The organism is Solibacillus kalamii, from assembly GCF_002174535.1.
GTDB classification, from domain to species: Bacteria; Bacillota; Bacilli; order Bacillales_A; family Planococcaceae; genus Solibacillus; species Solibacillus silvestris.
This window is the reverse complement of record NZ_NHNT01000008.1, coordinates 118,623-131,828: the sequence shown is the minus strand read 5'-3', so window position 1 is coordinate 131,828 and position 13,206 is coordinate 118,623. Positions and strand designations below refer to the sequence as shown.

The 13,206-nt window shown below is 39.4% G+C and carries 12 protein-coding genes; 8 read left to right on the top strand and 4 right to left on the bottom strand.

The window, feature by feature from the left end; translation table 11 throughout:
• The first annotated feature begins 242 nt into the window (after positions 1 to 242).
• Positions 243 to 716, top strand: a complete 474-nt coding sequence (locus CBM15_RS12615) for a DinB family protein (protein WP_087617809.1) — start codon at positions 243 to 245, stop codon at positions 714 to 716.
• A 153-nt stretch (positions 717 to 869) separates the two neighbouring features.
• Here the strand turns inward: CBM15_RS12615 and CBM15_RS12610 are convergent, their stop codons facing one another.
• A complete protein-coding gene (locus CBM15_RS12610) occupies positions 870 to 2,465 on the bottom strand; it encodes a DUF4153 domain-containing protein (protein WP_087617808.1) in 1,596 nt (531 codons plus the stop codon).
• Between the two features lie 205 nt (positions 2,466 to 2,670).
• Between CBM15_RS12610 and CBM15_RS12605 the strand changes: the two genes are divergently transcribed.
• The 6 genes from CBM15_RS12605 (at position 2,671) to CBM15_RS12580 (ending at position 8,988) form a co-directional block, all read left to right on the top strand.
• A complete protein-coding gene (locus CBM15_RS12605) occupies positions 2,671 to 3,543 on the top strand; it encodes a MurR/RpiR family transcriptional regulator (protein ID WP_087617807.1) in 873 nt (290 codons plus the stop codon).
• A 5-nt stretch (positions 3,544 to 3,548) separates the two neighbouring features.
• Entirely contained in the window at positions 3,549 to 4,664 is a 1,116-nt protein-coding gene (locus CBM15_RS12600) for an amidohydrolase (protein WP_087617806.1), read from the top strand.
• Entirely contained in the window at positions 4,661 to 5,494 is an 834-nt protein-coding gene (locus CBM15_RS12595) for a GNAT family N-acetyltransferase (protein ID WP_087617805.1), read from the top strand. Before CBM15_RS12600 ends, CBM15_RS12595 begins: the two co-directional genes overlap by 4 nt.
• Positions 5,469 to 6,575: an o-succinylbenzoate synthase gene (gene menC / locus CBM15_RS12590; RefSeq protein WP_087617804.1), complete on the top strand. Its 1,107-nt coding sequence runs from the start codon at positions 5,469 to 5,471 to the stop codon at positions 6,573 to 6,575. The genes CBM15_RS12595 and menC overlap by 26 nt, the downstream gene beginning before the upstream one ends.
• 89 nt (positions 6,576 to 6,664) lie before the next feature.
• Positions 6,665 to 7,762 (top strand): YkvI family membrane protein, encoded by a 1,098-nt coding sequence (locus CBM15_RS12585; protein WP_087617803.1) that lies wholly within the window; start codon positions 6,665 to 6,667, stop codon positions 7,760 to 7,762.
• Positions 7,763 to 7,995: 233 nt separating this feature from the next.
• The gene (locus CBM15_RS12580; protein WP_087617802.1) at positions 7,996 to 8,988 is read left to right on the top strand and encodes an AbaSI family restriction endonuclease; all 993 of its coding nucleotides are present in this window, start codon (positions 7,996 to 7,998) and stop codon (positions 8,986 to 8,988) included.
• Between the two features lie 184 nt (positions 8,989 to 9,172).
• Here CBM15_RS12580 and CBM15_RS12575 read toward each other — a convergent pair whose 3' ends face one another.
• A complete protein-coding gene (locus CBM15_RS12575) occupies positions 9,173 to 10,003 on the bottom strand; it encodes a glycerophosphodiester phosphodiesterase (protein ID WP_087617801.1) in 831 nt (276 codons plus the stop codon).
• Between the two features lie 535 nt (positions 10,004 to 10,538).
• Here CBM15_RS12575 and CBM15_RS12570 point away from each other — a divergent pair.
• On the top strand, positions 10,539 to 11,294 hold the full coding sequence (locus CBM15_RS12570; protein ID WP_087617800.1) for an IclR family transcriptional regulator: 756 nt from the start codon (positions 10,539 to 10,541) through the stop codon (positions 11,292 to 11,294).
• Positions 11,295 to 11,418: 124 nt separating this feature from the next.
• Here CBM15_RS12570 and CBM15_RS12565 read toward each other — a convergent pair whose 3' ends face one another.
• Both CBM15_RS12565 and pxpB read right to left on the bottom strand, forming a co-directional pair.
• Positions 11,419 to 12,414 (bottom strand): 5-oxoprolinase subunit C family protein, encoded by a 996-nt coding sequence (locus CBM15_RS12565; RefSeq protein WP_087617799.1) that lies wholly within the window; start codon positions 12,412 to 12,414, stop codon positions 11,419 to 11,421.
• The gene (gene pxpB / locus CBM15_RS12560) at positions 12,411 to 13,145 is read right to left on the bottom strand and encodes a 5-oxoprolinase subunit PxpB (protein ID WP_087617798.1); all 735 of its coding nucleotides are present in this window, start codon (positions 13,143 to 13,145) and stop codon (positions 12,411 to 12,413) included. The genes CBM15_RS12565 and pxpB overlap by 4 nt, the downstream gene beginning before the upstream one ends.
• Positions 13,146 to 13,206: the final 61 nt, after the last annotated feature.

The window sequence follows — 13,206 nt, the reverse complement described above, 5'->3', positions numbered from 1 at the left end:
TCACATTACGCAGAACCATATCAAAAGTAATTGCGTTTTATCGACTAATAGCATTCGTTATTCCACAATCGGCGCTTTAGTTGAATAATGATTAGATGGTCTACTTTATTTACACATTGTAACGGTGATCAATTAGTTTCTTTGATAAGAAACGTTTAGCAAATTACTAAAAAAATATAGAGGAATTTTAGTGACCAGAAGCTAACTCTTATAGTTAAAACAATTATATTGGAGTGATCACATTGTTAAATTTTTTTGAATATAACTGGCAGGTAAGAGACGAATGGTTTGATTGGTGTTACCAGCTATCGATTGAGGAATTGAAAAAGGAAAGAACTGGTGGAGTAGGGAGTATATTATATACTCTTTTTCACATTATTGATGTTGAATACAGTTGGTTTCGTGGTATTCAAGGCAAAGAAGACATAGTAGTTGAATTTGCTGATTATGATACGCCTGAAAAGGTTAAAGCTCTTTCTGATAGATTGCGAAATGAAATAGCAGAATTTCTAAGTAAAGATATAGATGAATTTAAAAATAAAGTTGTATATGTACCTTGGGATGAAAATAAATATACCGTTGAGGAAATATTACACCATATAATTGCCCATGAAATTCATCACATTGGTCAACTCTCTATTTGGTCAAGAGAATTAGAACTCACCCCCGTACCTGCTAACTTTATTGGAAGAAGGTTTAATTCTATTAATTCTTAATGACTAAAGGAGTCTTTTGTTGAAAAACGATATTCCACAATCGGTCGCAATTCTTGAAATAGGAATTGTGCGTTCTTTATGCTTTCTTTTTTTCACCTCTTACCAAAAACAACCCCCGACAATTCACATGTCAAGGGCTGTTCCATTCATTCCTTATTCCTTCACCTGCACAAAAACATATAACTCCGCATAGCGTTGATTGCGATGGGATTGAGCATATTGTACGATGATTTGCAGCTTCGCGCGGTCGTTTTCTGCGGTTAAAGTAGATTCCTCTACAGATAATTCGCTGTAATTACTTGTAAAGAGGGTGTCTAGTTCCTCCAACGACCATGCTAAAAGCTCTTGCTCGTCTTTCATTAACACGAGCTGATCCTTCTGTAAACGGAGCTGCATATTGTTTGTTAACTCAAAGCGTCTGTGCGGTGGATTTTGTGAAGCGGATACTTGAACAAAATAATCGTAATGATCAATTGAAGTGATAATCGGTTCATCTCCATTTAAGTTAACAGTATAATAGACTTCATTCATATAATCTTTATACTGTGGCGAGAAACCAAAGATTTTTTCAAAACGTTGATCCGGCAGCCACGCAATGTCATAATCCATACGCTGTAAATAATCAAATTTCTCCGTAATGAATTGTTTATCCTCATTAGAAATTTCCGGATTCGGCTGAACTTCTCCATCGTACATATTGAGCGATTGTAAACGCTCCTGTAGTAGATTTTCCTGATTGTTTTTACTAATCGTAAAAGCATCAACAGGCGGGATGACAGAAAGTAAACTAAACCCGATAAAAATCGGTGCAACAAGCCATTGCTTTTTTGGAATAAATGTCAGGATCAGTGCGATGATGATGGCAAATAGACCGAATAAAATAACAAAATATCGGCCATGTGTAATGCCAGTCTCTCCGATTTTCATGATGGAGACAACGAGCTGATAAAGCACAATGATAAGTAATACTTTCGGGAAAATAAGTCGGAACCATTTCGTTAACCCATTATTAAGTCGGTAGCTTAAAAAGTAGACGACGAGTACAGTTGACGCGAAATACACTAATAATGGTTCGAGTAAATTTTCTGACCAATCGGTGAAATGCAGTGCGATATAAATTACTAAAATCACAGCATACACCATTGTCAGTGGTACAATTACGTACGAAAGCAACACCTCAAGAATATGGGCAGGTTCCTCTTTCTTCATTGTCAGGGACAGGAAGAATAATGGCGTAAACAAACCAAATATAATAGCCGCGATATACTCAATGATATTTGAATTAATCGAAAACAGTAAATAATTGATCGCTGCATAGATGAGCATTAATCCAACAAAGATGATAATGGAGAAGAAGGCTGTGATGAGTATGCTTTTGAAAATATGGAAAAAACGAGCACTGAAGTTTTCCTTTCCGCACCATATAAAGCCCATCATGAGCGCACTGATAACAACGCCTGTTTGGATCGCTAATACAAGATCATTGGAGCTGCTAATCCAGAAGAAAAGCCCTGTAAAAAAAATTGCGATGCTATACGTTATGACATGTTTGGCAAATAAGTCAGCTACAGAAGCAGCAAATACAGCAACAACAAGCGTTGCCAGCCATTTTTCGTAATTTGCCACAGTACCGCTAATTTCTGCTACATTCACGAAGAATAAGACGACTAAGAGCACAGTAGCTAGTGGAAATGCTTTGATTGCCTCGGTTATTGCTGCAAATTGTTGAAAGATTAGATTAAACCTCATCAAAGATACCCCCCTTTATGTCTTCATTATATGCTTTTATTTTAGATGCTCAAGCTAATCATTTTCATTGAATCGACAAAGAAGTAGATTTATTAGTTAGAACTTTCAGAAAACTTATTGCGTTTTACCAATGAGTATGTTAAATTACTATTCAACGTTTGAAGTATAAACTTCAAAAAAAGAATCGTGAAGGAGTGACTTCTTTTTGGGTATTAAAGCAACCACGATTACCGAGCGGATTGAAGCGCATTTTGATCAGCTTTCGAAAGCGCAGAAAAAGGTAGCTCAATTTGTCCTGAAAAATCCCACTTATGTTGGGGTGCATTCAGCTAGTGAAGTAGGTATTGGTGCAGGCACAAGTGAAACAACGGTAATCCGGTTTTGCTACGCGATTGGCTTGGCGGGCTATGCACAGCTCCAAAAGGAAGTCACGATGTTCGTTTTTGGAAAGAATACGAATAGTACGCTAGGCAATTATGTGGCATCAAAGGAAGCATTATTTCATGAGCCACAGCTTGCAGAAAAGGTCATGGGACAGGTAAGTCATCAAATTATCAATATTGCCCAGCAAATCGACCCTGACCAATTCCAAGATGTTACAAGACGCATGCATCAAGCATCGACGATCTATTTAATCGGTGCGGGTGCTTCACAATTTGCAGGACAGTGGCTGAAGTTCACATTAAATATTTTACGTCCGAATGTACAAGTCGTTGAGTCACATACAGGTGCGCTGATCCGCACATTGCAGGAGATGGATGAGGATGCATTGGTCATCGTCGTATCGTTGCATCGTTATTATAAGGAATCGATTGCCTTAGCGAAAATGTTTCATGAGCAGGGGGCCTATACGGTGGCGATGACGGATTCAAATGTGGCACCGATTATCCCTTATGCAGATACTACCTTTGTGTTACAGCAAACGGAACTTTCGACGATTGATATGATGCCGGCACTGATTGCTTTTATGAATACACTCGTCGTGGGCATGGTGTCGCATGATCAGGCGTATTATGAGCAACAACGCGAAAAGTTTGATGATTTTCAAAATAGTTTTTTAGCAGATCGATGGAGTTGAGTTGTATGGAGAAAAGTTTAAACGAAATATTTGAGCATTTACATCATCATCCTGAAGTAAGCTGGCAGGAGGTCGAAACGACGCAATTTATTGCAGAGCAGCTCACACAAGCAAGACTGACACCGGTATTATTCGAAGGAATGACGGGCTTGTATGTAGATATTGGTCCAGGTATTCCGAAAGTCGGCTTCCGCACAGATATCGACGCCTTATGGCAGGAAGTGGATGGAGTCTTTAAGGCCAATCACTCCTGTGGGCATGATGGACATATGACGATTGCTCTCGGTGTAGCATTTGCCCTTCAAAAAATGAATCTATCGAGTGCGGTACGGATTATATTCCAACCAGCAGAGGAAAAGGCAGCTGGTGCGAAGGCGATTGCGGAGCGCGGCATAGTCGATCCGTTGCAGTTTTTATTTGGCACCCATGTACGTCCGCTTGTGGAACTGGCAGAAGGTTATCATGCACCAGCGCTCTATCATGGGGCAGCCAAACTCATTAACGGCACCATTACTGGGATCGAAGCACATGGCGCAAGACCAGAGCAGGGAATAAACGTAATTGAAGTAGCAGCCGCACTAGTAGATGCGCTAAAACGAATATGGATCAAACCTGAGGAAAGCGCCTCGATAAAAATGACACAAATTCAAGCAGGCGGTGTATCGACAAATATCATTCCAGGCACCGCGACATTTAGTTTAGATGTGCGTGCACAGACGAATGACACAATGGATGCACTCACAAGGGGCTTACAAAAGGCCATTGATGCTGTCAGTGCATTGTACGGAGCAGCCATTACGACAACGATTGGTGCTCATATTGCGGCAGCACAGGTCGATGATGAAGCAAAAGCCATTATGCGACAGGCGATTATTGAAACAGTAGGAACCGCGTATTGCGCACAGGATATCGTGACACCGGGAGGCGAGGATTTTCATTTTTATGCGTATACGAAGCCGCATTTAAAAACGACGATGCTCGGCTTAGGCTGTGGCGTCACACCGGGTTTACATCATCCGCAAATGACCTTTAATCAAAATCAGCTTGAGACAGGAGTAGAAATAATTAAACGGGCATTACTTGGCGCGTTACAGTATTTAGAAAGAAGCGATCAGATATGATTTTAATAAAAGAACTAACGACACTAGGAGAAATGCAGCAGGTGCAAGTGCTGGAGCAGCAAATATGGAAAACATCCCCTCTGCCGACACATCAAACATTAACAGCGGTCAAGCATGGTGGCATTATGGTAGGGGCCTATGAAGGCGAAAAACTAATCGGCTTTAGCTACGGCTTTGCGGCACTCAACAATGGCAAAACCTATTTATGCTCGCATATGCTTGGCATTGATGAAGCCTATCGTTCTCAAAAAGTTGGCGAAAAGTTGAAAGAAGCGCAGCGAGAAATCGCCATTCAAAAAGGCTATGACCTGATGGTATGGACATTTGATCCACTGGAAACACGCAATGGGTACTTAAATTTAACGAAGCTGAACGGCATTTGTGATACGTACCTGGAAAACTGCTACGGCGAAATGCAGGATGGCTTTAATAAAGGGTTACCATCAGATCGTTTTGAGGTGCATTGGCATTTAACGTCTGATTATGTAGCGCAGTCTATCCAACCTGATATCGAAAATCCGGAACCGCTTGGCGAAATGGTTTGGGAGCAGGACAATTTATGCAGGATCAAGTTTCATAAAGTAGATTTCACGAAGCCTGTTTATACATTACCTGTTCCAAAAGAGTTCCAACAATTAAAGGCGTCAAGTCAGCTGCATGCGATGCACTGGCGATTAGCTGTGCGAGAAACTTGCCAGGCATTATTTGCTGCCGGCTACGTAGCTGTTCGCCTGCAGCAGCAGGAAGCGTGGAATGAATATATTTTTGTACGAAAAGACACATTAGCACTTGGAGGCAGCACTCATGAAAATTACCGAAATTACAATTAGGCATTTACAAATGAAGCTAAAGGCACCTTTCACAACAAGTTTTGGTACCTTCACAAATAGAGATTTTTTATTACTTGAAGCAAAAGATGAACAAGGTACAATTGGCTGGGGTGAATCTGTAGCTTTCCACTCACCATGGTATAACGAAGAAACGTTAAAAACGAACTGGCATATGCTGGAAGATTATTTGATTCCGTTAATCTTAAATAAAGAGATCAGCCATCCAGATGAAGTAAGTGCTATTTTTGAGCCAATCCGTAAAAATAATATGGCGAAATCAACAATTGAAGGCGCAATTTGGGATATTTATGCCCAGCAAACGAATCAAACACTAGCAGCTGCCCTTGGCGGTACAAAGAATCAAATCGAGGTAGGAATTAGTATTGGGATCCAAAATTCGATCGATGATTTAGTCGCTTTAGTAGATGAATATGTGCGTGACGGTTACAAGCGCATCAAAGTAAAAATCAAGCCAGGCTGGGATGTAGAAGTGATGCGTACACTACGTGAAAAATTCCCGGATGTGGCGATTATGGCAGATGCCAACTCTGCTTACCGTCTAGAAGATGCGCCACTATTAAAGCAGCTCGATGAATTTAACTTAACAATGGTGGAACAGCCGTTAGCTTCGGATGATATTATCGATCATGCAACACTGCAAAAACAAATGACAACCCCGATTTGTTTGGATGAGAGCATTCATTCATTAGAGGACGCACGTAAAGCAATCGAAATCGGTGCGACAAAAATTATTAATATTAAAATCGGTCGTGTCGGTGGTTTAACAGAAGCCAAGAAAATTCATGACTATTGCGAATCAAAGGGCATTCCGGTATGGTGTGGCGGCATGCTGGAGTCGGGTATAGGGCGTGCACATAATGTAGCACTGACAACTTTATCGAACTTTATTCTTCCAGGTGATACAGCGAGCTCGAATCGCTACTGGGAAAAGGATATTATCGAGCCTGAGGTAGTAGCAGAAAATGGCTATATCCAGGTGCCGCAAACTGCTGGCATCGGCTATGCGATTAATCGTGAAACAGTGGAATCTTATACGGTCGAAAAGAAAACATATAACTAATAAAAACAACTCCTTAAGCATGAATGTTTGTGCTTAAGGAAATTTATGGACTATTTTATCAGAAAATTCAAACAATAAGAAGGTGCATTATGAAAAGAAGTTTACAAATAGGAGGTGCTTTCGTCGGTTTAATAATCGGCGCGGGCTTTGCCTCTGGTCAGGAAATTATGCAGTATTTTACAAGTTTCGGTACGCTGGGGCTAGTTGGGGGAATACTCGCTTCATTAGCCTTTGCCTTTTTAGGGATGACGTTAGCACAGCTAGGCTCGGAAATGCAGGTTAATTCCCATAAAGGGGTTATTTATCAAATTAGTGGTCGTTATTTAGGCTTCATTTTAGACTTCCTGATTACGTTCTTCTTATTTGGAGTAGCGGTCGTGATGTTTGCAGGTTCTGGCTCTACATTCAATCAAATGTTTGGCATTGATCCAATGGTTGGCAGCATTATCATGGTTGGTTTAACGATTGCGACATTATTATTAAATGTTAAAAACATTATTAATATAATTGCGAGTGTAACTCCGTATTTAATGGGGGTTATCTTTGTTATATTAATCTATTCAATCTTTACGATGGATCTTTCATGGTCACAAGCAGATAACTTAGCGAAGGAGCAGCCGGCAGCGGCAGGAAATTGGTTTATTGGCGCATTATTGTATGTTTCTTATAATATCGCGGCTGGTGCTGCGCTGTTAATCGTCATGGGTGGTACAGAAAAAGATAGTAAAGTAGCAGGGCGCGGCGGTATTTTTGGCGGGATTATGCTAGGTCTATTAATTATTCTGATTAATGTCGCGATGTTCGTAAAAATCGACGTGGTGGCAGGGGTAGATATGCCAACATTAGAGCTGGCCAATCAAATTCATCCAGCGGTAGGTGTTCTCATGTCAATCGCACTGTTAGGGATGATGTACAATACGGCAGTCGGTATGTTCTATGCCTTTACCGTACGCTTCTTTGCACCGGAATCAAAGTCATTCAAGCCGGCTGTTATCGTCGTTGGCTTGGCAGGATTTGCTGCAAGCCTAGTTGGCTTCACAAGTTTAGTAGGGAAAGTTTACTCAACGATGGGCTATTTAGGGTTTGCTTTAATTCTTGTCGTGATTGTTGCATGGATTCGACGAAAAAAGTTGAAACAATCGGAATCTATGTATTTTAAACATCTTTCGAATAGGGAAGTGTCCTAGACTTTAGTTAGTTATAACGAAATGCCTTAGATTAATATATACACATTACAAAAAGCTCTAATTGCTGTGATATCAGCGTTTAGAGCTTTTTCTGATTGAATAATATTTATGCAGTAATTTATACAGAGAAGTTACACCAGTGATGCAACAGTATTTTAGCTTATAGAGGCAGTTTCCCATATTGTAACAAATCGTGTATATTTCTTATAATGACATGCAAAATGGAGTTATCAATGAAAAAATACAACTTTATTAAAAAACAATTATCCAAAACAAATAAGAAGAATGACGAAAACTATGTAGTATCACGGATATGGCATTTGCTGAATAACCCGGATGTGAAAATGATTACTCAGCAATATATCGTCCGCGATGTAGAAACAAAAACATACGCGCTGGCAGATATCTATTTTCCACAAATCAATATGATTATTGAAATTGATGAGCCCTATCATTTATCAGAAGAAATGGTACTGAGTGATTCTATGCGTCAACATGATATCGTACAAGCGATTGAATGTGAGATCATTCGTATAAAAGTGATCAATGATTTGCAGGAAATGAATGAAAGAATCGACTCAGTAGTTTTACATATTCGTCAACGGTTTGAAACAACGGATTATAAGGTGTGGGATGTTGAACAGGAGTACAATCCAATGACTTATGTTCAAAGAGGTTATCTAGATGCAACGGAGCACATTGCCTTCAAAACTGTAAAAGATTGCTGTAACTGTTTTGGGGCGGGGTATAAAGGATTGCAAGGAAGTGGGGCCAAACATAAGTTTCAAGAGGCCATCGATATCAAAGCGTTAAAATTTTATCCGAATGCCAGTTGGGATAATGAACTAAACGCGGACGAGCAATTCTTCACAGAGTATCATACCGACTCAGAATTTAATACGGCCTATATGAAGAAACGACTGTATGAGCTAAGACAAGAAATTGCGTTATTTGCTCATGTCCGAAGTGAATTTGGTGGGTTTGAATATGTATTTAAAGGATGGTACAAAGTGAATCAGAAACGAACGCTGGAGTTAGGGAAGGTTTGCTATGAGCGTATATCAACAATAATGCCGACGTATTTTGAAGGGAAACAAGAGCCGTTTGAGAAAGTGGCAAAAGCCATCTACAATCACCGTGAAGTTGCATTTTTCTATGACAAGGATGAGTCTCACCGCTTTCAGGAGAAGTACAAGAAGGCGGAAATTACATACGAATTCATATAAAATCATCTAAAGCGCCCTCTGAAATTTTTAAGTCTACTAGCCCTTATAGTATGTATCCAAATTAGTGTAGCAAATTGGGCGGAATCGGGCTTATTTGTATAAAATTTAATCTAAAAACAAACAAAAAATCCAAACAAAAAAGGAGTAGCAACTACTCCTTTTCTTAAACTATTTTTCAGGAATATTAGTTTCTAGGATCTACATAATCCGGATAATCAGAAATGATTGCGTCAACGCCCATTTCGAATAGGAAGTCTGCTGCTTCTTGACTACGAACCGTCCACGAACCAATTTGCATTCCAAGAGAGTGAACTTGATTCACTAATTCTTCCGTCACAATTCCATAACTTGGGTTAAACCAATCCGCATAAGTTGAAAATTCCTGTAAAGCTTCTAAGGTTGTATCTGCTCGGTTAGAAGTTAATACACCGATTGGAACTTTAGGAAGAAGCTGATCCATTTTTTTTATTGATTCAAAGTTAAAAGATTGAATAATGATTTTTTCATTTTGTGGTTTATGGAGATTTCGTTCTATTAATGCTGCTGCTACTTGTTCTTCAATACCAGGGTAAAGCTCTGGAGCCTTTAATTCTATTAAAATTCCAATTTTCCCATGGTAATGATCTAGAATTTCTTCAAATGTTGGGATTGGTTCTCCTGCAAATTGTTCTCCTTTCCAACTACCTGCATCAAGACTTCTAAGCTGTTCCAATGTTAAATCTCCAACTTTTCCCGTTCCATCTGTTGTACGATCTACCGTGGTATCATGAATCAATACTAATTCACCATCTTTACTTCTTTGAACATCGATTTCAATATAATCGGCTTTCATATCAACTGCTAGATCAAAAGCGGCAATCGTATTTTCAGGTGTATAAGCTGTTGCGCCACGGTGTGCTACATTACTCACTTGTTTTCTTTCACCTACTGTTGGTTGTTCTGCAAATGATTGACTGAACGGGCTTAATAATAACGATAAGGCCATACCTGTTCCCACTAATATTTTTTTGCTCAATTCTCCATCTCCTATCTAAAATATGATTCAAATTTATTTTAGAAAAGGAATGTTAATAGAATATATAGATCTATGTATAGCTTAATAAAGATTATATAAACGAAATTCGCTCTTTTTCCTTACGATTTTTTACAAAACTAGTAATAGAATAGTAATGGAATTGTATTCTCTACTGCTTTATTTTACCTACTACACGTACCTGTTTTATTTAAATGTATGGAGATCCAGCAAATAGTCGCAGAGAACCGTTCCCATAAGTAAATGAGGTTTTTATTAAATGTGCACCTACTATAGTTTCCGTTTTATCTTCTAATCTGGGTATAATACTTATATGAAGTCAGGAAGTGTATTCAATGGATTTTAATGAAGTAATCCATACGGGAGAGTCTAAGTATGTTAAATTTAAAAGTTGGATGGAAGCTAAAAAGAAGGAACTTATGAATACCTTAACGAGTGGAGCAGTAGGGTTCGCAAATACAAACGGTAGGAATATCTAAATGTAAAGTGGTGAATGGGAAGGAGCAGACTGTAATTAATGAACAACAAAAATAAAACGGTTGTCCGTTCGATGGATATATTAAATTTATTTATAGAGAATACGGAATTAACCTTTCAAGAAATTATTGATCTATCGGGGATTCCGAAATCTTCGGTCTATCGAATGCTCAGGTCATTAGAGGAAATGGAGTTCTTGGAAAAAGGAAGCGATTCGAAATACCGACTTGGACTTTTGTTTCTCAAATTCGGTCAGCTGGTTTTAGGCAGGATAGATTTACGTAAGGTTGCTTATCCATTTATGCATGAATTACATAATGATGTGAAGGAAGCCATTAACTTAATTGTTAAAGATGGAGATGAAGCCATCTATATTGAGAAAATAGACACAAAACAAAAGGTGCGTTTGTATACGTCAATCGGAAGGAAAAGTCCGCTTTATGCCGGTGCCTGTTCACGTGCAATCTTGTCCTTTTTACCGGATTCAGAAGTGGAGACATATCTCGAATCGATCAATCCAAAATCGTTTGCAAACGGTACAATTACTGAAAAAGATAAAATTTATGAAACGATTAAACAAGCGAGAATCGATGGATATACAATCAGTCATTCTGAATTGGAAAACCATACAGCTGCCATTGCTGCTCCGATTTTTAATCACAACGGAGAAGTTATTGCGGGAATAAGTATCGCAGGGATCGAAGCGAATTATCAGGATGAGAACATTGAGATTTATGCAAAGAAGGTAAAAAAAGTTGCTGAGGATATTTCAATGCAATTAGGCTATAGCAAATAACATAAACGAGGCGGTCTCTGTATCAATTGGATGTAAGATCGCCTCGTTTTGCTTCTAAATACGGTTATGTATCAATTTTCAATCATTTCCGTAACTGCTATTAATTTTCCATTTTCATGTGCTCTTATTCATGAAGTGCTTTAAACTGAATACCCATTGCTAATTTACGCAGCAGCTGCTCTTGTTTGATTAATTCTACTTCTGCTTGTTCAAGGGAAAACTTCTTGAACTGAATGTTCGTGTTTGGCTGCATCTGTGCTAAACAAGGGAGATCAACAGAAATGACTTGACCGATTTTTGGATATCCACCTGTCGTTTGACGATCAACCATCAGAATAATTGGCTGGCCGTTTGAAGGCACTTGAATCGTACCGTACGTAACGCCTTCCGATAACAATTCAAATTTCTTGGAAAGGCTGAGTGGTTCGCCATCCAACCGATAGCCCATTCGATCAGCTTGCGTCGTTAATTTATAGGGCTTTGAGTAGAACGCTTGTTTACTTTCAAGATCGAAACGCTCGAACTCAGCACCATGTAAAACCCTGATCGTTTGTGTTTTATCAAATGTTATAAACTCTGTATAGTCGACAGACCAATTAAAGTGAGTCGTCATTTTTTCAAGCTGATGAACAAATGCCCAACTGAGTGGATTGAAGTCTCCGCTGTCCAATACATCTCCTTTTTGTAATGCTCTGCCTTGAAGTCCTCCAATAGCTGCGCGCAAATAAGTGCTTTTACTCCCCATAACTTCCGGGACCACGATTCCGCCAGCAAATGCCACGTATGCTCTGCACCCATTAATTGCTGACTTGAATTTTAAAACAGATCCTTTACGAATCAGCACAGGCCTCCACATTGGAGCTTTTTCTCCGTCAATTGTAGGCTGCAGGTCTCCACCTGTAATGGCAACCAACTCATCCGTGTCAAATTGGAGCGCTGTCCCTAAAAGTGTAATTTCAAGTGCACCTTCGCCTTCGTCATTTCCGACAAGTAAATTTGCAATCCTGAGAGAAATCGGATCCATTGCACCACTTACGATGACTCCAAATTTTTGTGAACCGAATCTCCCTAAATCTTGAATCGTAGTCAATAATCCAGGATGAAGTACTTTAATGCTCATTGTTTCATCTCCTTATAGACAGCATACTCTTCAAGCGTTATCGGTACATAGCGGATTCTATCTCCGGCCTGTAACAGAGTTGGCGGTGAAAGTTCCGGAAGAAACAAATCAAGCGGAGTCCTGCCGATAATTTGCCATCCTCCGGGAGTTTCCAACGGGTATATGCCTGTTTGTTTACCAGCAATTCCTACAGATCCCGGTACTATTGCTAGACGTGGGGAATCCTTACGTGGTGTTGCAATTCTTTCATCCATCCCGCCCATAAACGGAAACCCAGGGGCAAAGCCAATCATATAAACTAAGTACTCATTTGACGAATGAATTTGAATCACATCTTCAACAGAAAGTCCGTGATAATTTGCGACATATTCCAAATCCGGACCAAACTCTCCTCCATACACGACTGGTATTGTTATTAGCCGTTGTTCCGATGTTTCACTTGTTCCTAATTTATCCAGTAGCGATAAAATAATTGCACTTACTTTGTTATAGGGACTTGATGAGTCTTTATCCGTGTTGGATAAAAAGACGGCAACAGGATTGTAATAAATGGTCAAGCTATTATAAGACGGCACAGATTCAATCAATCCTGTAAACGGTTCTTTTTCTAAGAGATTGCAAAGGTTTTTCACTTTTTCATGGACGGCAAGGCTGATTCCGTCACCTAACTGAATGACGAGCGCAGAATCCCCTAAGGGCCTTATGTGTGCATTAATTTTCTGATAGGCCATTCTAAACAGCTCCTCAAGGTTTCGAATTTCGGTATTTATGTTTTTTAATTCGGATATTGCT

Excerpts from the sequence above, each read along its gene's own strand:
- CBM15_RS12600 (WP_087617806.1), top strand. The coding sequence starts at position 3,549 with ATGGAGAAAAGTTTAAACGAAATATTTGAGCATTTACATCATCATCCT.
- CBM15_RS12570 (WP_087617800.1), top strand. The coding sequence starts at position 10,539 with ATGAACAACAAAAATAAAACGGTTGTCCGTTCGATGGATATATTAAAT.
- menC (WP_087617804.1), top strand. The coding sequence starts at position 5,469 with ATGAAAATTACCGAAATTACAATTAGGCATTTACAAATGAAGCTAAAG.
- CBM15_RS12610 (WP_087617808.1), bottom strand. The coding sequence starts at position 2,465 with ATGAGGTTTAATCTAATCTTTCAACAATTTGCAGCAATAACCGAGGCA.
- CBM15_RS12595 (WP_087617805.1), top strand. The coding sequence starts at position 4,661 with ATGATTTTAATAAAAGAACTAACGACACTAGGAGAAATGCAGCAGGTG.
- CBM15_RS12565 (WP_087617799.1), bottom strand. The coding sequence starts at position 12,414 with ATGAGCATTAAAGTACTTCATCCTGGATTATTGACTACGATTCAAGAT.
- CBM15_RS12580 (WP_087617802.1), top strand. The coding sequence starts at position 7,996 with ATGAAAAAATACAACTTTATTAAAAAACAATTATCCAAAACAAATAAG.
- CBM15_RS12585 (WP_087617803.1), top strand. The coding sequence starts at position 6,665 with ATGAAAAGAAGTTTACAAATAGGAGGTGCTTTCGTCGGTTTAATAATC.
- pxpB (WP_087617798.1), bottom strand. The coding sequence starts at position 13,145 with ATGGCCTATCAGAAAATTAATGCACACATAAGGCCCTTAGGGGATTCT.